This is a genomic window from Actinomadura spongiicola (assembly GCF_003432485.1).
Taxonomy (GTDB): Bacteria; Actinomycetota; Actinomycetes; order Streptosporangiales; family Streptosporangiaceae; genus Spirillospora; species Spirillospora spongiicola.
Genome location: NZ_QVNQ01000003.1, coordinates 288,898 through 306,985, shown reverse-complemented (window position 1 = coordinate 306,985; position 18,088 = coordinate 288,898). Strand labels below are relative to the sequence as shown.

The window sequence follows — 18,088 nt, the reverse complement described above, 5'->3', positions numbered from 1 at the left end:
CGGCGGCCCGTTCCAGCCGCCCTCTCAGCCCGGTCGCACCGGACTCCCGCGCTTTGTGCTGATTTCGCCTGCTTCCACCTTACGGCCCCGTGGGCGCGACACGACGCCTGGTTAGGGTGACCTTTATGGACAAGGTGATCGTCGTGGGCGGCGGGCTCGCCGGTCTGCGCGCGGTGGAGACCCTGCGGGGCAACGGCCACGAGGGGGCGCTGACCCTCGTCTCGGCCGAGCGGCATCCTCCCTACGACCGTCCGCCGCTGTCGAAGGCCGTCCTCGCGGGCGAGACCGACGACACGACGGTCGACGCCGACTGGGACGAGTTGCGCTGCGAGCTGCTCCTCGGCGAGCGCGCCACCGGCCTGCGGCTGGAGCCGGTCGGCGGCGTGGTCACGTCCACGGCGGGCGACCTGCCGTTCGACGGGCTGGTCATCGCGACCGGGGCCACCCCGATCACGTTGCCGGGGGACGGGCGCCAGCATGTGCTGCGCACCATCGACGACTCCCGCGACCTGCGTTCCAGGCTCGTCCCCGGCGCCCGGATCGTCATCGTCGGCGCGGGCTGGATCGGCGCCGAGGTCGCCACCGCCGCGGCGAAGCGAGGCTGCTCGGTGACCGTCGTCGAGGCCGCGGACACGCCGCTCGCCGCCGCGATCGGCGCCGAGGTGGGCGCGTACACCGCGCCCTGGTACGCGGAGGCGGGCGTCGAACTGCGCACCGGGGTCAAGGTCGCCGAGGTGCGGGACGGCGGACTCGTCCTCGCGGGCGGCGCCAGGATCGACGCGGACGAGGTCGTCGTCGGTGTCGGCGTCCGGCCCGAGCTGTCCTGGCTGGAGGGCTCCGGGCTGCTGCTGGAGCGCGGAGTGGTCACCGACGGCTCGTTCCGCGCCTACGCGGGGACGGAGGAGCCCGGCTCGGTCCGCCGCGACGTCGTCGCCGTCGGCGACTGCGCCTCCTGGTGGTCGGCGCGGTACGGGCGGCGGCTCCTGGTCGAGCACTGGGATGTCGCGCTGAACGCTCCGGAGGTCGCCGCCGCGTCCCTCCTCGGTCAGGACGCCGTGTACGACGCGGTCCCGTATTTCTGGTCCGAGCAGTTCGGGCGCATGGTGCAGTACGCGGGCAGCCACGCGGCGGCGGAGCGGATCGTCCATCGCGGCGACCCGTCCGGTCGGAAGTGGGCGGTGGCGTGGCTGAGCGGCGACCGCCTCGACGCGATCCTCACCGTCGACCGGCCCCGCGACCTCGTGCAGGCCCGGCGACTGATCGCCGCCGGGACGCCCGTGGACCCCGCGGCGATCGCCGACCCGGACGTGCCCGTCCGCCAGGCCGTTCGCGGATAGCGATCACCCGCGGCACGTCACGCCTGTGCAGGGGGTTTGAGGGTTCCGAAGGCGTGGTAGGCAGGGTGACGTGACGCAGATGCACGCAACCGTTGACAGCGCACTGGACCCCCGGACCGACGCCCTCGCCGGGGAATGGCTCTCCCTCAAGGAGGCCGCCGAGCGGCTCGGGATCAAGCCCAACCGGATCAAGCAGCTCATCAGCGAGCACCGGCTCCTGTCCGTCCGCCGGGACGGTCGACCGATGGTGCCCGCGGCGTTCATCAAGGACGGTCAGGTCATCAAGGGTCTGCCCGGCACCCTCACGCTGTTGTCGGACGCCGGGTTCGACGACGCCGAGACGATCCGCTGGCTGTTCACCGCGGACGACACGCTGCCGGGAACGCCCGTGGACGCGCTCACCGAGAACCGGGGGACCGAGGTCCGCCGCCGCGCCCAGGCGCTGGCGTTCTAGCCCGCCCACCCTTCCGCTGAACGGGGTCGCGCGAACGGCGCCACCGGCGCGCGACCCCACCGGCCCGTGTTCGAGCACGTGAGAGGTAGCCTTCCCGCGTGGCCAGGCATCTTCCGACCGAACGCGGCGTGGCGTTGCGCGCCCGGCTCAGCAGGGCCCGCCTGTACCTGTGCGTGGACGCGCGGGAACGGCAGGGCGACCTGCCGGACTTCCTCGACGCCGTGCTCGCGAACGGCGTCGACATCGTCCAGCTCCGCCAGAAGGGCCTGGAGGCCCGGCAGGAGATCGCGTACCTGGAGGTCTTCCGCGCGGCGTGCGAGCGGCACGGCGCGCTGCTGGCGGTCAACGACCGGGCGGACGTGGCGCACGCCGTCCGCGCCGACGTGCTGCACCTCGGCCAGGACGACCTGCCGGTGCCCGCCGCCCGCGAGATCGTCGGCGGCGACACGCTGATCGGCCGGTCCACGCACTCGGAGGAGCAGGCGTCGGCGGCGGCCGGCGAGCCGGGCGTCGACTATTTCTGCGCCGGTCCGGTGTGGCCGACCCCGACGAAGCCGGGACGTCCCGCGCCCGGCCCGAAGCTGCTGGAGCACGTCGCGGCGCGCCGCGTGACCCGCCCCTGGTTCGCGATCGGCGGGATCGGCCTCGGCAACCTCGCCGACGTCCAGGCCGCGGGCGCGACCCGCGTCGTGGTCGTGCGGGCCATCACCGAGGCGGACGATCCGGGCGCCGCCGCGGCCGCGTTCGCGCGCCGGCTGGCCGCTGACGTTTGACGCGCTTTGACCCGTATCACAGTGCGGGCCGCCGTCCGATCGCCCACAATGGGGATCATGAGCGTGGGACCCGACGACGACCGGCCGGTCCACCTGGACGAGGACCTGGAGATCCTGCCGGACCAGACGTCCGACGACACCGACACCGGTTGGGGCGAGTGGCGCGGCGACGACGACTCGCGCCTGTTCGAGGACCGTCCCCCGCACTGGTGAACCGGCGGGGCCGGTAGGGGCCGGTCGGACCGGCAGGGCCTTGTCAGAACAGCAGGCCGAGCACGAAGCCGCCGGTGACGACGACCGCGAGCGCGACCATCATCCGCCACCGGTAGCGCGGGATGCGGGTAGGTCGCGGCTTCGGCATCGGACCCTGCCCTTCGCGAAGCGCCCGGACGATCTGCGGGGCCGTGGGCCGGGCGGCGGGATTCTTGTCCAGACAGCGGGCCGCGAGGTCACGCAGCGGCCCCTGCAGGTCACCGAGGTCGGGGCTGCGGGACGTGACGCGCCGTATGACGGCCGCGCTCGGCCCGGTGCCGAACGGCGGGCGTCCGGTCGCGGCGAACACCAGGGTGGCGCCCCACGCGAACACGTCGGCGGGCGGGCCGACCGGCTCGTCCTCGATCTGCTCGGGCGCCATGTAGGCGGGGGTCCCGACCGGGCCGGTCGTCACGGGGGTGGCGTCGGCGCCCTCCTGGTCGAGGCGCGCGATGCCGAAGTCGATGACCTTGGCGCCGTCCGGGCCGAGCAGCACGTTGCCGGGCTTGAAGTCGCGGTGCACGATGCCCGCGCGGTGGATCGCGGCGAGCGCCGCCGCCGTCCGCAGCGCGAGCTTGCGAAGTTTCGGCGCCGGCAGCGGGCCGCGGTCCTCGACGACGCGCTGGAGCGGCGGGCCCTCGACGAACTCGGAGACGATGTACGGGCGGTCGCCGGTCATGTCGGCGTCCAGGACGCGGGCGGTGTGCCGTCCCGACACCCGCCGCGCCGCGTCCGCCTCCTTGACGAACCGGCGGTGCGCCCGTTCCCCGGCCGAGTCGCCGCCGCGCAGCAGTTTGACGGTGACGAGCTCGCCGTCGGCGTCGCGGCCCAGGTAGACGACGCCCTGGCCTCCCTCGCCGAGCCGTCCGAGCAGCGTGTAGGAGCCGAGGCCGCGCGGGTCGTCCGGGGCGAGCGGGGCGCGGGCGCCCGGCGGGACGGCGGGCCGCGCGCCGTGTCCGCGCGCCGGGTGGCCGTCCGGGATCCGCCGGGCCGCGCGACCGGGGCTCGCGGCGGGGATCTGGCCGGGGTGCCCGGGACGGGCGGTCGCGGTTCGCGCGGGACGGGGACTCGTCCTCCCGCAGGAGGTGTCGTGCGGCACTGGGGGACTCCGGCTGGGCGGGATGGACGAAGGATTTCCTTATTTGTACCGCGTGACCGGGACGCCCGGCAGTGGAACCACGATCTTCGCTCAGGTGCTCCGGGCGGTGGCGGCCACCGCGAGCTCGGCGAGCGCCCGGCGCGCCTCCTCGGTGATCGGGGCGGTGCGCAGGGCCCGCTCCGCCTCGCCGAGATAGCGTTCGATCATCGTCTCGCACGCGGCGAGGCCGCCGGTGTCCTCGATGATCGAGCGCAGCTCGTCCACGCCGGGACGGTCCAGGGCCGGGTCGCCGAGGCGCCTGCGCAGCGCCGTGGACTGCGCCGCGGAGGCGCGCTCCAGGGTGAGGGCGATCAGCACGGTCCGCTTGCCCTCGCGCAGGTCGTCGCCCGCGGGCTTGCCGGTCTCGGCGGGATCGCCGAACACGCCGAGGACGTCGTCGCGGAGCTGGAAGGCGATGCCGAGCGGCAGGCCGTAGCCGGTCAGGGCGGCGGTGACGTCCGGTCGGGCCCCGGCGAGCGCCGCGCCCATGTGCAGCGGCCGTTCGATCGTGTACTTGGCGCTCTTGAACTCCACGACGCGCAGCGCCGTCGCGGCGGTCGCCTCGCCGCGCGTGCCCTCCAGCATGTCGAGGTACTGGCCGCACATGACCTCGGTGCGCATCAGGTCGTACACGGCGCGGGCGCGGCGCCTGCGGTCGCCGCCCAGCCCGCACGTCTCGAACATCTCGCTCGACCAGGACAGGCACAGGTCGCCGAGCAGGATCGCGGCACCGGCGCCGAACGCCTCCGCGTCGCCCGGCCAGGACTGCGCGCCGTGCAGCGCCTCGAACCTGCGGTGGACGGACGGCTGCCCGCGGCGGGTGTCGCTGGAGTCCATCACGTCGTCGTGGATCAGCGCGCTCGCCTGGAGCAGTTCCAGGGACGCGGCGGCCTGGACGAGATCCGCGCCGTCGGCGCCGTCCTCGCCGCCGGCGGCCCGCCACCCCCAGTAGCAGAACGCGGGACGGAGCCGCTTGCCGCCCGTCAGCAGCGCGTCCAGGGCCGACAACAGCGGCGCGAGGTCGTCGCTGATGGCCAGCAGGGCAGGGCGCTGCCGGTCGACGAAGGCCAGAAGCGCCTCGTCGACCTCCTTGCGGATGCGGCTGGTCGACATGTCGCGATCGTATCCACCTGGGCAGATGTAACCGTCCCCCGGAAAAGTGAGAAGTCACTAGAACTTCAGAAATATGGACATAACGCCGTATGGTGTGCGGAGGGTCACTCGTATCGGCGGCCCGGGGCGACCCCGGCCGCTTCTGTACTCTTAGGGGATGCCACGCCTGCGCCCCGCCCGTCCGCCGGCCGTCCGAGAGCTGCTGGCCTCCGGAGCCCCCTCCTTCTCGTTCGAGTTCTTCCCGCCCAAGACCGACAAGGGCGCGCGGAACCTGTGGCGCGCGATCCGTGAGCTGGAGTCCCTGCACCCGACGTTCGTGTCCGTGACCTACGGCGCGGGCGGCGGCACCCGCGACAAGACCGTCGACATCGTCGAACGGATCGCCACCGACACCACGCTCACCCCCGTCGCCCACTTCACCGCCGTCGACCACTCCCAGGCGGAGTTGCGCAACCTCGTCGGCAGATTCGCCGCCGTCGGGGTCCGCAACGTCCTCGCGCTGCGCGGCGACCCGCCCGGCGACCCGATGGGGGAGTGGGTCAAGCACCCCGACGGCGTCGAGTACGCCTCCGACCTCGTCCGGATGATCCGCTCCTACGGCGACTTCTGCGTCGGCGTCGCCGCGTTCCCCTACAAGCATCCGCGCTCGCCCGACGTCGAGAGCGACACCCGCTTCTTCATCGAGAAGTGCCGCGCGGGCGCCGACTACGCGATCACGCAGATGTTCTTCCGCGCCGAGGACTACTTCCGGCTCCGCGACCGCGTCGCCGCCGCCGGATGCGACGTGCCGATCCTGCCCGGCATCATGCCGGTCACCCAGCTCAGCACGATCGAACGGTCCGAGCAACTGTCGGGCGCCCCGTTCCCGCCCGAGGTCAAGGCCCGTTTCGACGCCGTCGCGGACGACCCGGACGCCGTCCGCCGCCTCGGCATCGAGCACGCCGCCGAACTGTGCCGGGAACTGCTCGAACAGGACGCGCCCGGCATCCACTTCATCACGTTCAACAAGTCCACGGCCACCCGCGAGGTCTACGGGCTGCTGGACGGCGCCGGGTACGGCGCCAGCGGCAGCGTCCCGCCCATGACCGCGTAGCGGGGCCCGCCGCCGGGGAACTCGAAGTCCGTCAGCAGGTCCACCATCCCGACCGAGCGGTACAGGGTGCGGGCGGGCGTCTCCGGGTGCCTGTCCAGCGTCGACAGCACGACGGTCCGCTCCGGCCTGCCCTCGCACAGCGCGTTCAGCAGGGCCCGGCCGAGGCCCCTGCCCTGCGACTCCGGGTGGACGTGGAGCTCGGCGACCTCGAACGCGTCCGCCAGCCACGCCTCCGCGTGGTCGACGTCCCCCACGGCGCTGAGCGCCTGGAACACGACGTCGTGCCACCACTGGCCGCGCGCCCCGTGGAACCCGTAGGCGAACCCCTGGACGGGACCCGCGCGGACGGGCAGCGCCCCGCGCCGCTCCGCCACGAGCGCCCGGAAGCCCGGATACGAGGCGTGCCGTTCCATGATGGCGTGCCGTCCGGGAAGCTGCTCGTACGGCGGCTCCATCGCGGCGGCGTAGACGTCCAGCATGGGACCGATCCTGCGCTGGAACGCACGCTCGTCGATCTCCCGCAGCTTCGGGTCCCTCACCTGACAGAGGGTAGACCCGGGCGACCGTCCGCCGCGGGAGATCGTTTACCTTTCGGCGCCCGCCGCGTCACCGGACGTCGACGACCCTGCGCACCGTGGCGTCGTCCCGCGCCACCACGGCGGTCTCACCGGTCAGGACGATCGGCCGCTGGATCAGCACCGGGTTCGCGGCCATGATCTCGATCCACCGGGCCCGGTCGTGCGCCAGCTCCCGCAGCCCGAGCTCCTTCGCGACCGGCTCGTTCAGGCGCGCCACGTCCCACGGCTCCGCGCCGATCCGCGTGAGCACCGCGTCCAGCTCCTCCGCCGTGGGCGGGTCGTCCAGGTAGCGGCGCTCGGTGTACTCCACGCCCGCCTCGTCCAGCGCGGCCTTCGCCGCGCGGCTCTTGGAACACCGCGGGTTGTGCCAGATCTCCATGTGTCACTCCACCTCCGCCGGGGTGCCCCCGGTGATCCTGAGCAGTTCCTCGTACGACGTCGGGAAGACCGTGTGCGGATGCCCGGCGGCGGCCCAGACCTCGTCGTACTTGTCCAGCCAGACGTCGACGAGCGTACGGACCGGCGCCGGATGGCCCAGCGGCGCCACACCCCCGATCGGCTGCCCGGTCGCGTCCCGGACGAACTCCGGCGACGCCCGCCGCACCTTCGCCGCCCCCACCAGCGCCGCGACCTTCGTCGTGTCGACCCGGTGCGCGCCGCTCGTCAGGACCAGCAGCGGCGCCCCGTCGGCGTCGAACACCAGGCTGTTGGCGATCGCGCCCACCTCGCAGCCCAGTTGGTCGGCGGCGGCCTGCGCCGTCCGCGCGGAGTCGGGCAACTCCACGACGGACCCGGTCGCGCCGCGTTCCAACAGGGCCTTCGCGACGATTTCGGTATTCGGATGCATGGGTAGCACTTTAAGGTCACCTCATGCGAGGGACACCGATCGACGTGCGCACCGGCACGCTCGCGCTGACCGCCGCCGTCCTCCTGACGGCCTGCGACGGGACGGACCAGGCGGTGGCTCCACCGCCGGCGCCGTCCGCGAAACCGACGACGCCCACGCCGACCCCCACGCCCACGCCCACGCGACGCAAGCTGAAGCCGGGCGCGAAGGGCGCCGACGTCGAGGCACTCCAGCGCCGCCTCAAGGCCCTGCGCTACGACCCGGGCAAGGTGGACGGGAAGTACGGGCCTTCCACCCAGATGGCCGTGTGGGCGTTCCAGGCCGTCCACCGCATGAAGCAGAAGAGCACGCTCGACACGCCGTTCTGGAAGGCCCTCGACAACCCCCGGCGGCCCCGCCCGATGGCCAAGAAGCGCGAGAAGAACCGTGTGGACGTCGACCTGAAGCGCCAGTACCTCGTCCTCTACGAGGACGGGCGACCGCGCCTCATCACGCACGTCTCGTCAGGCTCCGGCGAGTACTACTGCGCCAAGGACCGCGGCGCGAAGGTCCCCCGCTGCCGCTACGCCGTCACCGGGACGGGCGACTTCCGCACCGGACGCCGCTTCTCCGGCTGGGAGACCTCGCCCCTGGGCCGCCTCTACAACCCCGTCTACTTCAACGGCGGCATCGCCTTCCACGGCGCCCTGGACGTGCCCAGATACCCCGCCTCGCACGGCTGCGTCCGGATGCCGATGCACATCGCCGAGTACTTTCCCGACCTCCTCGGGACGAACGTCCCCGTGCACGTCAGACGGCCGCGCTGACCGCGGACACCCCCTCTGACCTGCGAGAAGCGACACACCTTCGAACACGTTGACGAATCGCCGACAGGGCGGTTTACTGGGTCATGCGTCGAACTTATGTTCGAGGTGGCGCGAGACTCGCGGCTCGCGCCAGGGCGACGTCCCCGCCGGTCGCGGTGTTTCGGCGGGACGGACGGCCGGGCGGAGTGAGGGGAAGCTCTCCGCCCGGCCGGCCCGAGCCCGGAAGGAGGCAGCCATGTCCGCCACGAGGACCGCGCGGGGAATCCACTCCGCCACCCAGTCCGCATCACCGAGCCCACGCCGCCGTCCGATGCCCGCACCCCGTCCGGCGCACACCGCCGAGGGCCAGCTCCACGCGGCCCGCATGGGTCTCGCCGAGGCCGCCGAGGCGACCTCGCCAGCGGTCCGCTACGTCTGCGCCCATCTGGCCGCGCTGCGCGCCGCGGCCGCCGTGCTGGCGTCCAAGGAACCCCTGGAGACCCACCGCCGCGGCCGTCCCCGCAGCGTCTGGGTCCTGCTCCCCGAGGCCGAGCCCGCACTGCGCGAATGGGCCGCCTTCTTCGCCGCCGGCGCCGACAAACGCGCCGCCGCCGAGGCCGGCCTCCCACGCGCCGTCACCCCGCGCGAGGCCGAGGAGCTCCTGCACGACGCCGACGTCTTCGTCACCCTCGTCGAGGACACCCTGGGCATCACCAGCCAGCCCACCCTCCCCGTCCCCGAGGCCAGCTGACCACTCCCGAGGCCGTCCCCTCCTCCCCGGGCCGGCCCCGCCGGAGGCCGGGCGCGAGCCGCCACACGGCGCTCGCCCGGCCTCCGGCGCCCGAACGATCGCGCCGGCGGCGCCCACCGACCCCCCGGCCCGGCCCACCGGCGCGATCCCCCACCCCACCCCCCTCCAGCCGACACCGAGGCGACACGCGCGCCGAGACGGACAATCTCCGAGCCCACCGACCCACCACGGGCGAGGCCCCGCCACGCTGCCTCACCCCGACCGAACCCCCTCGGCCCGGGGAGCCCGATGCGAGCCCGCGCCGCCACTGGCGGCGTCGAATGGCGTGCGCGTTGTGTAGGCGATGTCCGAGCGCGCCGACCCGGCGTCGGTGAGGGCCGCCGCATGGGCTTGTCCTGGCCGGACCGGCTCGGGGCGGGGCGCCTGATGTGGTCGACGTCCGCTGGCCGGCGCTGATGGCACACACGGCACACAAGGGGCCGGGCCACGGTGGATCGGCGTGAACAGCCGCGTGGCCCGCGAGTTCAGCGGGAGGCCCTACGGAGGGCTGACGTACGAAGAACCTGCCTGCGGAGGGACGACGCACCGACGGCTGACCTACAGGCAGACGGCGGGCGGGGAGGGAGCGCGGGGGGACGGGGCGCTGTGTTGGAGAGAGGGGTGTGGGCGCGTTTGTGTGGTGTTAGGGGCGTCTTGCGTGGCGGGGTGGGGAGTGGCTTGGGGCTTGAACGTGGAACGGAGCCCGGTTTGGGGCCGGGCTCCGTTTCGTTGTGGTGCGGGTTAGAAGGACTCGACGGCGCGGCGCGCCTCCGGGTCCAGGACGCCCCAGCCGATGAGCTCCTCGGTGAGCTCGGTCGGGGACTTGTCATAGATGACCGCGAGTGAACGCAGGTCTTCCTGACGGATGGACAGGACCTTTCCGTTGTAGTCGCCCCGCTGGCTTTGAATCGTCGCGGCGTAGCGGGCGAGAGGACCGGCCTTGTCTTTCGGAAGCTGCTGCAACCGCTCTAGATCGATCACGAGCTTGGGTGTAGGCCCGAGCGGGCTCGGCGCGGCTCCGCCGGGCAGCAACTCGGAAACCGGCACGCCATAGAAATCGGCGAGCTCGGCCAGCTTCTGAACGGTGACGGCGCGGTCGCCCCGCTCGTACGAACCCACGACGACGGCCTTCCAGCGGCCACGGGACTTCTCTTCCACGCCGTGCAGGGAGAGGCCCTGCTGGGTGCGGATGGCGCGCAGGCGCGCACCGAGAGCCTTTGCGTATTCAGACGGCATTCTTGGCCCCCCAGGCTCGCTTTCATCGTCGTCGGACTCCGGCGGTCGCCGGAGGGGGACTGATTCGGGAGGCCGTCCGGCCTCGGGAGTCCGCCCCCAGGGATGGTTACGGACAGTGACGGTAAAACGGGGACGGCCCTAGGTCAAGCTGATTGGAAAAAAGCGGTCGAATCCGCAGGACTCGATGTGGGCGGTTCGGATCGTCCGGAACCCGTGCGGGGGTGGTGCGGCGTGTTCGCGGGCGGTTCCCAGGTCATGGCCGCTGTGACGGCTCTCACCTGCGTAGATGTGCCTGGTGGGGGTCGGCGCGGTGTGGTCGTGCTGCTACGGTGAGGAAGACGAGACGTCCTTTAAGACCCGTCCCGTGAGGCGGGAAAGGAGGTTGGGCGGTGCATGCTGCCTCCGGGCCGGAAAGGCCCGCGGGAGCGCGCGTGGCGGACGGTGACCCCCGGTCGAAGGCCGTTCTGGAGGGTCCCGATATCAGGCGCGCGTTGACCCGAATCGCACACGAGATCCTCGAGCGGACCAAGGGCGGTCACGACGTCCTGCTGCTCGGCATCCAGACCCGCGGCGTGACGCTGGCCGAGCGGCTGGCGGAGGCGCTGCGCGAGGTCGAGGGCCGCCCGGTGCCCTGGGGCTCGCTCGACGTGACCATGTACCGGGACGATCTGCGGCTGCGGCCCGCCCGCGCCCTCGGCCGCACCGAACTGCCCCCGGCGGGCGTCGACGACCGGGTCGTCGTCCTCGTCGACGACGTGCTGTTCTCCGGGCGGACGGTCCGCGCCGCGCTGGACGCGCTGAACGACCTCGGCCGGCCCCGCGCCGTGCAGCTCGCCGTGCTCGTCGACCGCGGGCACCGGCAGCTGCCGATCCGGCCCGACTACGTGGGCAAGAACCTGCCGACCTCGATGCGGGAGACCGTGAAGGTCCTGCTGGAAGAGAACGACGGGCGCGACGCCGTGCTGCTCGGCCCGACGGGGGGCGCCGAATGAACCGCCATCTGATCTCCGCCGCCGACCTGAGCCGGGACGACGCGCTGCTCGTCCTCGACACGGCCGAGGAGCTCGCGCAGATCGCGGGCCGGGCCGTGAAGAAACTGCCGACGCTGCGCGGACGCACGGTCGTCAACCTGTTCTTCGAGGACTCCACTCGTACCCGCATCTCGTTCGAGGCCGCGGCCAAGCGGCTGTCCGCCGACGTCATCAACTTCTCCGCCAAGGGGTCGAGCGTGTCCAAGGGCGAGAGCCTGAAGGACACCGCGCTCACCCTGGAGGCCATGGGCGCGGACGGCGTCGTCATCCGGCACGGCGCGTCCGGGGCGCCGCACCGCCTCGCCGGGTGGGTGCGGGGCAGCGTCGTCAACGCCGGCGACGGCACCCACGAGCACCCGACGCAGGCGCTCCTGGACGCGTTCACCATGCGCAAGCGGCTCGGCGACCTGGAAGGCAGGAAGGTCACCATCGTCGGCGACGTCCTGCACAGTCGCGTGGCACGATCCAACGTCCTGCTGCTCGACACGCTCGGCGCCGACGTCACGGTGGTCGCGCCGCCGACGCTGCTGCCCGTCGCGATCGACACCTGGCCGTGCTCGGTGTCGTACGACCTGGACGCGGTGCTGCCGAAGAGCGACGTCATCATGATGCTGCGCGTCCAGCAGGAGCGGATGAACGCCGCGTACTTCCCGACCGTCCGCGAGTACAGCCGCCGGTACGGGCTGGACGCCGAACGCATGGCGGAGCTGCCCGAGCACGCCATCGTCATGCATCCCGGCCCGATGAACCGTGGCGTCGAGATCGCCGCCGAGGTGGCCGACTCCGTCCGTTCCACGATCGTCGAGCAGGTCGCCAACGGCGTCAGCGCGCGCATGGCCGTCCTGTACCTGCTGCTCGGGGGTTCCGAGCCCGCCATCGGCAAGGAGGTCTCCCAGTGACCCTGCTCATCAAGGGCGCAAGGCTGCTCGGTGGACGGGCCGCCGACATCCTGGTCCGGGACGGTTCCATCGTCGAGGTGGGGTCGGGCCTGGACGCGGCCGGCGCGCAGACCGTCGACGCCGACGGGCTCATCGCCCTGCCGGGGCTCGTCGACCTGCACACCCATCTGCGGGAGCCGGGACGCGAGGACGCCGAGACCGTCGAGTCCGGGACGAAGGCCGCGGCGATGGGCGGGTACACCGCCGTTCACGCGATGGCCAACACCGACCCGGTCGCCGACACCGCGGGCGTGGTCGAGCAGGTGTGGCGGCTCGGACGCGAGGCCGGCTACTGCGACGTCCAGCCCGTCGGGGCGGTCACGCGCGGCATCGCCGGGGAGCAACTCGCCGAACTGGGCGCGATGGCCGACTCCGCCGCGCGGGTCCGGGTCTTCTCCGACGACGGGCACTGCGTGTCGGACGCGGTCATCATGCGCCGGGCGCTGGAGTACGTGAAGGCGTTCGACGGCGTCGTCGCCCAGCACGCGCAGGAGCCGCGGCTCACCGAGGGCGCGCAGGTGAACGAGGGCGAGATGTCGGCGGCGCTCGGCCTGCGCGGCTGGCCCGCCGTCGCCGAGGAGGCGATCATCGCCCGGGACGTGCTGCTCGCCCAGCACGTCGGATCGCGGCTGCACGTGTGCCATGTGTCCACGGCCGGGTCCGTGGAGATCATCCGCTGGGCGAAGAGCAAGGGCTGCCCGGTGACCGCCGAGGTCACCCCGCATCACCTGCTGCTGGACGACGGCCGGGCCGGGACCTACGACCCGATCTTCAAGGTGAACCCGCCGCTGCGCACCGCCGACGACGTCACCGCCCTGCGGCACGCCCTCGCGGACGGCACGATCGACTGCGTCGCCACCGACCACGCCCCCCATCCGGTGGAGGCGAAGGAGACCGAGTGGGCCGTCGCCGCGATGGGCATGATCGGCCTGGAGACGGCGCTGCCGGTCGTGCAGGAGGCCATGGTCGAGACGGGCCTGCTCGACTGGGCGGGGGTCGCCGACCGCATGTCGGTGCGGCCCGCGCGCATCGGCCGCCTGTCCGGGCACGGGCCCGCCGGGCAGGGCCTTCCGCTGGAGGCCGGGTCGCCCGCCAACATCACGCTGTACGACCCGTCGCCGCGCCGCGCCGTGGACCCGTCCGCGATGACGTCCAAGAGCCGCAACACCCCGTTCGCGGGGCTGGAGCTGCCCGGACGCGTCGTCGCGACGTTCCTGCGCGGCAAGCCGACCGTCCTCGAAGGGAAGCTCCAGTGAACCCTGCACTGCTCGTCCTGGAAGACGGCAGGGTCTTCCACGGAGTCGCGTACGGCGCCGAAGGGGAGACCTTCGGCGAGATGGTCTTCAACACCGGGATGACCGGTTACCAGGAGACCCTCACCGACCCCTCCTACGCCCGCCAGATCGTGGCGATGACGTCCCCCCACATCGGCAACACCGGGGTGAACGACGAGGACCCGGAGTCCGGCCGCATCCAGGTGGCCGGTTACGTGGTGCGCGAGCCCGCCCGGGTGGCGTCCAACTGGCGGGCCACCGGCTCGCTGGGTTCGGCGCTGCGCGACCAGGGCGTGGTGGGCATCGCCATTCCCGGTACGCGCGCACTGACGCGGCACCTGCGCGACCGGGGCGCGATGCGCGCGGCCATCTTCAGCGGGACCGCGGCCGTCGCCCCCGGCGAGGACGCCCTGCTGGAGCGCGTGCGGCGCAGCCCGTCGATGGAGGGCGCCGACCTGGCACGGGACGTCTCCACCACGGAGCCGTACGTCGTCCAGGCGAAGGGCCCCAAGCGTCACACCGTCGCCGCCGTGGACCTGGGCATCAAGGCGATGACGCCCTACCGGATGTCCGAGCGGGGATGCGAGGTGCACGTCCTCCCGGCGACCAGCACCACCGAGGACATCCTCGCCCTGAACCCGGACGGCGTGTTCTTCTCCAACGGCCCCGGCGACCCCGCCGCGGCCGACTACGCCGTGGACGCGCTGAGAGGCGTCCTCGACACCGGCACCCCGTTCTTCGGGATCTGCTTCGGCAACCAGATCTTCGGCCGCGCGCTCGGGCTCGGGACGTACAAGCTGAGGTTCGGTCACCGGGGCATCAACCAGCCCGTCCAGGACCGGACGACCGGCAAGGTCGACGTGTCGGCCCACAACCACGGCTTCGCCGTGGACGCCCCCACCGACGGCCCGTTCGACACCCCCTACGGTCCGGCCGAGGTCAGCCACGTCAACCTGAACGACGGGTGCGTGGAGGGGCTGAGGCTGCTGGAGCGGCCGGCGTTCAGCGTCCAGTACCACCCGGAGGCCGCGGCGGGCCCGCATGACGCTTCCGGGCTCTTCGACCGCTTCTGCGAGCTGATGGAGGGCCGGAGGTAATGCCGCGCCGTGCAGACCTGAAATCCGTCCTGGTCATCGGTTCGGGACCGATCGTCATCGGCCAGGCGTGCGAGTTCGACTACTCCGGCACGCAGGCGTGCCGGGTCCTCAAGGCCGAGGGGCTGCGGGTGACGCTGGTCAACAGCAACCCGGCCACGATCATGACCGATCCGGAGTTCGCCGACGCCACCTATGTCGAGCCGATCACGCCCGAGGTCGTCGAGAAGATCATCGCGAAGGAGCGGCCGGACGCGCTGCTGCCCACGCTCGGCGGCCAGACGGCCCTCAACACCGCCATCGCGCTCTACGAGAGCGGCGTCCTGGAGAGGTACGGCGTCGAGCTGATCGGCGCCGACGTGGACGCGATCCAGTCCGGGGAGAACCGGGAGAAGTTCAAGGAGGTCGTCGCCAAGGTCGCGCGGGAGCGTGGCCTGAACGCCGAGTCCGCGCGGTCGGTGATCTGCCACTCGATGGACGAGTGCCTCGCCGCCGCCGGCAGCCTCGGCTACCCGGTCGTGGTGCGGCCGTCGTTCACGATGGGCGGCGCCGGGTCCGGGTTCGCGCACGACGAGGACGACCTGCGCCGCATCGCCGGGGCCGGGCTCGACGCGTCCCCGACCACCGAGGTGCTCCTGGAGGAGTCGATCCTCGGCTGGAAGGAGTACGAGCTGGAGGTCATGCGCGACCGCCACGACAACGTGGTGATCGTGTGCTCGATCGAGAACCTCGACCCGATGGGCGTGCACACCGGCGACTCGATCACGGTCGCGCCCGCGCTGACGCTGACCGACCGCGAGTACCAGAACATGCGGGACGTCGCGATCGCCGTGATCCGCGAGGTCGGCGTCGACACCGGCGGCTGCAACATCCAGTTCGCCGTGCACCCCGGCACCGGCCGGATGATCGTCATCGAGATGAACCCGCGGGTGTCGCGGTCGTCGGCGCTGGCGTCCAAGGCCACCGGCTTCCCCATCGCCAAGATCGCGGCGCGGCTGGCGATCGGGTACACCCTCGACGAGATCCCGAACGACATCACCCGCGAGACGCCCGCGTCGTTCGAGCCCACGCTCGACTACGTGGTGGTGAAGGTGCCGCGGTTCGCGTTCGAGAAGTTCCCCGGCGCCGACGGCACGCTCACCACGCACATGAAGTCCGTGGGCGAGGCCATGGCCATCGGACGCTGCTTCACCGAGGCCCTCCAGAAGGCGCTGCGCTCGCTCGAACAGAAGGGCTCGTCGTTCAGCTGGACGGGTCAGCCCGACGCCGCCGAGCTGGTCGAGGCGGCCAGGCGCCCGCACGACGGACGGCTCAAGGACGTCCAGCGCGCGCTCTGGGCGGGGGCGAGCATCCAGGAGCTGTACGAGGCCACCGGCATCGACCCCTGGTTCCTGGACCAGATCGCCGCCATCAACGAGGTCGCCGAAGAGATCCGCACCTCCGACGACGCGCTCACCAAGGAGAAGCTTCTTCGCGCCAAGCGGCACGGGTTCTCCGACGCGCAGATCGGCGAGCTGCGCGGACTCTCGGAGGAGGTCGTCAGGGAGGTGCGGCACGCGCTCGGCGTCCGGCCCGTCTACCTGACGGTCGACACCTGCGCCGCCGAGTTCGCCGCGCAGACGCCGTACCTGTACTCCGCGTACGACGAGGAGACCGAGGTACCGCCGGGCGCCAAGCCGAAGGTCCTGATCCTCGGCAGCGGACCCAACCGCATCGGTCAGGGCGTCGAGTTCGACTACTCGTGCGTCCACGCCTCGTTCACGCTGGCCGAGGCGGGCTACGAGACCGTGATGCTCAACTGCAACCCCGAGACGGTCTCCACGGACTACGACACCTCCGACCGGCTCTACTTCGAGCCCCTCACGCTGGAGGACGTCCTGGAGGTCGTCCACGCGGAGCAGCAGACCGGCGAGGTCGCGGGCGTCATCGTCCAGCTCGGCGGGCAGACGCCGCTCGGGCTCGCGCAGAAGCTCAAGGACGCCGGCGTCCCGATCGTGGGCACGTCGCCGGAGAGCATCCACCTCGCCGAGGAGCGCGGCGCGTTCGGACGCGTCCTGCACCGGGCGGGGCTGCTCGCGCCCAAGCACGGCACCGCGACGTCCTACGAGGAGGCCCGGGAGATCGCCGCCGAGATCGGCTACCCGGTGCTGGTGCGCCCGTCCTACGTGCTCGGCGGGCGCGGCATGGAGATCGTCTACGACGACGCCACGCTGGACGCGTACATGACCCGGGCCACCGAGGCCAGCCCGGAGCATCCGGTCCTCGTCGACCGGTTCCTGGACGAGGCGATCGAGATCGACGTGGACGCCCTGTTCGACGGTGAGGAGCTGTACCTGGGCGGCGTCATGGAGCACATCGAGGAGGCCGGCATCCACTCCGGCGACTCGGCGTGCGCCCTGCCGCCCATCACCCTCGGGCACGACGACGTCCGCCGCATCCGGGAGTCGACGGAGGCCCTGGCGCGCGGCGTCGGCGTCCGGGGCCTGATGAACGTCCAGTACGCGCTCTCCGCGGGCGTCCTGTACGTCCTGGAGGCCAACCCGCGGGCGTCCCGCACCGTCCCGTTCGTGTCGAAGGCGACGGCCGTGCCGCTCGCCAAGGCCGCCGCCCGCGTCATGATGGGCGCCACGATCGCGGAACTGCGCGCCGAGGGGATGCTCCCGGCGGCGGGCGACGGCGGGACCCTGCCGCTGGACGCGCCGATCGCGGTGAAGGAGGCCGTCCTGCCGTTCGACCGGTTCCGCAACGAGCGCGGCCAGGGCGTCGACATCGTCCTCGGCCCCGAGATGCGCTCCACCGGCGAGGTCATGGGCATCGACGAGGTGTTCGGGACCGCGTTCGCCAAGTCGCAGCAGGCCGCCTACGGCGGGTCGCTGCCGACGAAGGGACGCGTGTTCGTCTCCGTCGCCAACCGCGACAAACGGCACATGGTGTTCCCCGTGAAGCGCCTCGCTGACCTGGGCTTTGAGATTCTTGCCACGGAAGGGACCGCCGAGGTCCTGCGCCGCAACGGCGTGCGTGCCAAGATCGTGCGCAAGCACAGCGAAGGTCCGGGCCCGTCCGGCGAGCCCACGATCGTGCGGCGCGTCCTCGACGGCGAGGTCGATCTCATCGTCAACACCCCCTTCGGCAGCCCCGGCCAGTCGGGGCCGCGGCTGGACGGGTACGAGATCCGTACCGCGGCCGTGCTGCGGGGCGTGCCGTGCGTGACGACCGTGCAGGGCCTCGCGGCGGCCGTCCAGGGCATCGAGGCGGTCGCCGGGGGCCAGGTCGGCGTCCGCTCCCTCCAGGAGCACGCCGAGCGGCTCAGCGGCGCGCACGGTCGCGCGGGCGGACGGTAGCCGGGCCGGGACGG

General features: G+C 72.5%; 18 protein-coding genes. 12 read left to right on the top strand and 6 right to left on the bottom strand.

Features of this window, described 5'->3' with window-relative positions:
• Nucleotides 1-125 precede the first annotated feature (125 nt).
• From D0T12_RS10145 to D0T12_RS35870, 4 genes are all read left to right on the top strand, one after another.
• On the top strand, nucleotides 126-1,337 hold the full coding sequence (locus D0T12_RS10145) for an NAD(P)/FAD-dependent oxidoreductase (RefSeq protein ID WP_117399250.1): 1,212 nt from the start codon (nucleotides 126-128) through the stop codon (nucleotides 1,335-1,337).
• A 79-nt stretch (nucleotides 1,338-1,416) separates the two neighbouring features.
• A complete protein-coding gene (locus tag D0T12_RS10140) occupies nucleotides 1,417-1,791 on the top strand; it encodes an Rv2175c family DNA-binding protein (protein WP_117399736.1) in 375 nt (124 codons plus the stop codon).
• Nucleotides 1,792-1,889: 98 nt separating this feature from the next.
• Nucleotides 1,890-2,564 (top strand): thiamine phosphate synthase, encoded by a 675-nt coding sequence (gene thiE / locus D0T12_RS10135; protein WP_117399249.1) that lies wholly within the window; start codon nucleotides 1,890-1,892, stop codon nucleotides 2,562-2,564.
• A gap of 57 nt (nucleotides 2,565-2,621) precedes the next feature.
• On the top strand, nucleotides 2,622-2,777 hold the full coding sequence (locus D0T12_RS35870; RefSeq protein WP_170180641.1) for a hypothetical protein: 156 nt from the start codon (nucleotides 2,622-2,624) through the stop codon (nucleotides 2,775-2,777).
• Between the two features lie 43 nt (nucleotides 2,778-2,820).
• Here the strand turns inward: D0T12_RS35870 and D0T12_RS10130 are convergent, their stop codons facing one another.
• Together D0T12_RS10130 and D0T12_RS10125 are read right to left on the bottom strand one after the other, a co-directional pair.
• The gene (locus D0T12_RS10130) at nucleotides 2,821-3,915 is read right to left on the bottom strand and encodes a serine/threonine-protein kinase (RefSeq protein ID WP_233525950.1); all 1,095 of its coding nucleotides are present in this window, start codon (nucleotides 3,913-3,915) and stop codon (nucleotides 2,821-2,823) included.
• A 90-nt stretch (nucleotides 3,916-4,005) separates the two neighbouring features.
• Nucleotides 4,006-5,067, bottom strand: coding sequence for a polyprenyl synthetase family protein (locus D0T12_RS10125; RefSeq protein ID WP_117399248.1), 1,062 nt, complete (start codon nucleotides 5,065-5,067; stop codon nucleotides 4,006-4,008).
• A gap of 157 nt (nucleotides 5,068-5,224) precedes the next feature.
• Between D0T12_RS10125 and metF the strand changes: the two genes are divergently transcribed.
• Complete coding sequence (gene metF, locus D0T12_RS10120; protein ID WP_117399247.1) at nucleotides 5,225-6,160, top strand: methylenetetrahydrofolate reductase [NAD(P)H]; 936 nt, start codon at nucleotides 5,225-5,227, stop codon at nucleotides 6,158-6,160.
• On the opposite strand, the gene D0T12_RS10115 is transcribed toward metF, so the two are convergent.
• The 3 genes from D0T12_RS10115 to D0T12_RS10105 all read right to left on the bottom strand — a co-directional run bounded on the left by D0T12_RS10115 (nucleotide 6,097) and on the right by D0T12_RS10105 (nucleotide 7,585).
• Nucleotides 6,097-6,699: a GNAT family N-acetyltransferase gene (locus D0T12_RS10115; RefSeq protein ID WP_117399246.1), complete on the bottom strand. Its 603-nt coding sequence runs from the start codon at nucleotides 6,697-6,699 to the stop codon at nucleotides 6,097-6,099. The genes metF and D0T12_RS10115 overlap by 64 nt on opposite strands.
• A gap of 67 nt (nucleotides 6,700-6,766) precedes the next feature.
• Nucleotides 6,767-7,117 (bottom strand): arsenate reductase family protein, encoded by a 351-nt coding sequence (locus tag D0T12_RS10110; protein ID WP_117399245.1) that lies wholly within the window; start codon nucleotides 7,115-7,117, stop codon nucleotides 6,767-6,769.
• A 3-nt stretch (nucleotides 7,118-7,120) separates the two neighbouring features.
• Entirely contained in the window at nucleotides 7,121-7,585 is a 465-nt protein-coding gene (locus D0T12_RS10105) for a YbaK/EbsC family protein (protein ID WP_117399244.1), read from the bottom strand.
• A gap of 23 nt (nucleotides 7,586-7,608) precedes the next feature.
• Between D0T12_RS10105 and D0T12_RS10100 the strand changes: the two genes are divergently transcribed.
• Nucleotides 7,609-8,391 (top strand): L,D-transpeptidase family protein, encoded by a 783-nt coding sequence (locus D0T12_RS10100; protein ID WP_117399243.1) that lies wholly within the window; start codon nucleotides 7,609-7,611, stop codon nucleotides 8,389-8,391.
• 235 nt (nucleotides 8,392-8,626) lie between these two features.
• The gene (locus D0T12_RS10095) at nucleotides 8,627-9,121 is read left to right on the top strand and encodes an SAV_6107 family HEPN domain-containing protein (protein WP_117399242.1); all 495 of its coding nucleotides are present in this window, start codon (nucleotides 8,627-8,629) and stop codon (nucleotides 9,119-9,121) included.
• 780 nt (nucleotides 9,122-9,901) lie between these two features.
• Here D0T12_RS10095 and bldD read toward each other — a convergent pair.
• Nucleotides 9,902-10,396, bottom strand: a complete 495-nt coding sequence (gene bldD, locus D0T12_RS10090; protein ID WP_021597992.1) for a transcriptional regulator BldD — start codon at nucleotides 10,394-10,396, stop codon at nucleotides 9,902-9,904.
• A gap of 431 nt (nucleotides 10,397-10,827) precedes the next feature.
• On the opposite strand from bldD, the gene pyrR reads away from it, so the two are divergent.
• The 5 genes from pyrR to carB are packed head-to-tail and all read left to right on the top strand — an operon-like array spanning nucleotide 10,828 to nucleotide 18,074.
• Nucleotides 10,828-11,388 (top strand): bifunctional pyr operon transcriptional regulator/uracil phosphoribosyltransferase PyrR, encoded by a 561-nt coding sequence (pyrR, locus tag D0T12_RS10085; RefSeq protein WP_117399241.1) that lies wholly within the window; start codon nucleotides 10,828-10,830, stop codon nucleotides 11,386-11,388.
• Entirely contained in the window at nucleotides 11,385-12,326 is a 942-nt protein-coding gene (locus tag D0T12_RS10080) for an aspartate carbamoyltransferase catalytic subunit (protein WP_117399240.1), read from the top strand. The genes pyrR and D0T12_RS10080 overlap by 4 nt, the downstream gene beginning before the upstream one ends.
• Entirely contained in the window at nucleotides 12,323-13,621 is a 1,299-nt protein-coding gene (locus D0T12_RS10075; protein WP_117399239.1) for a dihydroorotase, read from the top strand. The genes D0T12_RS10080 and D0T12_RS10075 overlap by 4 nt, the downstream gene beginning before the upstream one ends.
• On the top strand, nucleotides 13,618-14,736 hold the full coding sequence (gene carA / locus D0T12_RS10070; RefSeq protein WP_117399238.1) for a glutamine-hydrolyzing carbamoyl-phosphate synthase small subunit: 1,119 nt from the start codon (nucleotides 13,618-13,620) through the stop codon (nucleotides 14,734-14,736). The genes D0T12_RS10075 and carA overlap by 4 nt, the downstream gene beginning before the upstream one ends.
• Nucleotides 14,736-18,074: a carbamoyl-phosphate synthase large subunit gene (carB, locus tag D0T12_RS10065; RefSeq protein ID WP_117399237.1), complete on the top strand. Its 3,339-nt coding sequence runs from the start codon at nucleotides 14,736-14,738 to the stop codon at nucleotides 18,072-18,074. The genes carA and carB overlap by 1 nt, the downstream gene beginning before the upstream one ends.
• The last annotated feature ends 14 nt before the right edge of the window (nucleotides 18,075-18,088 follow it).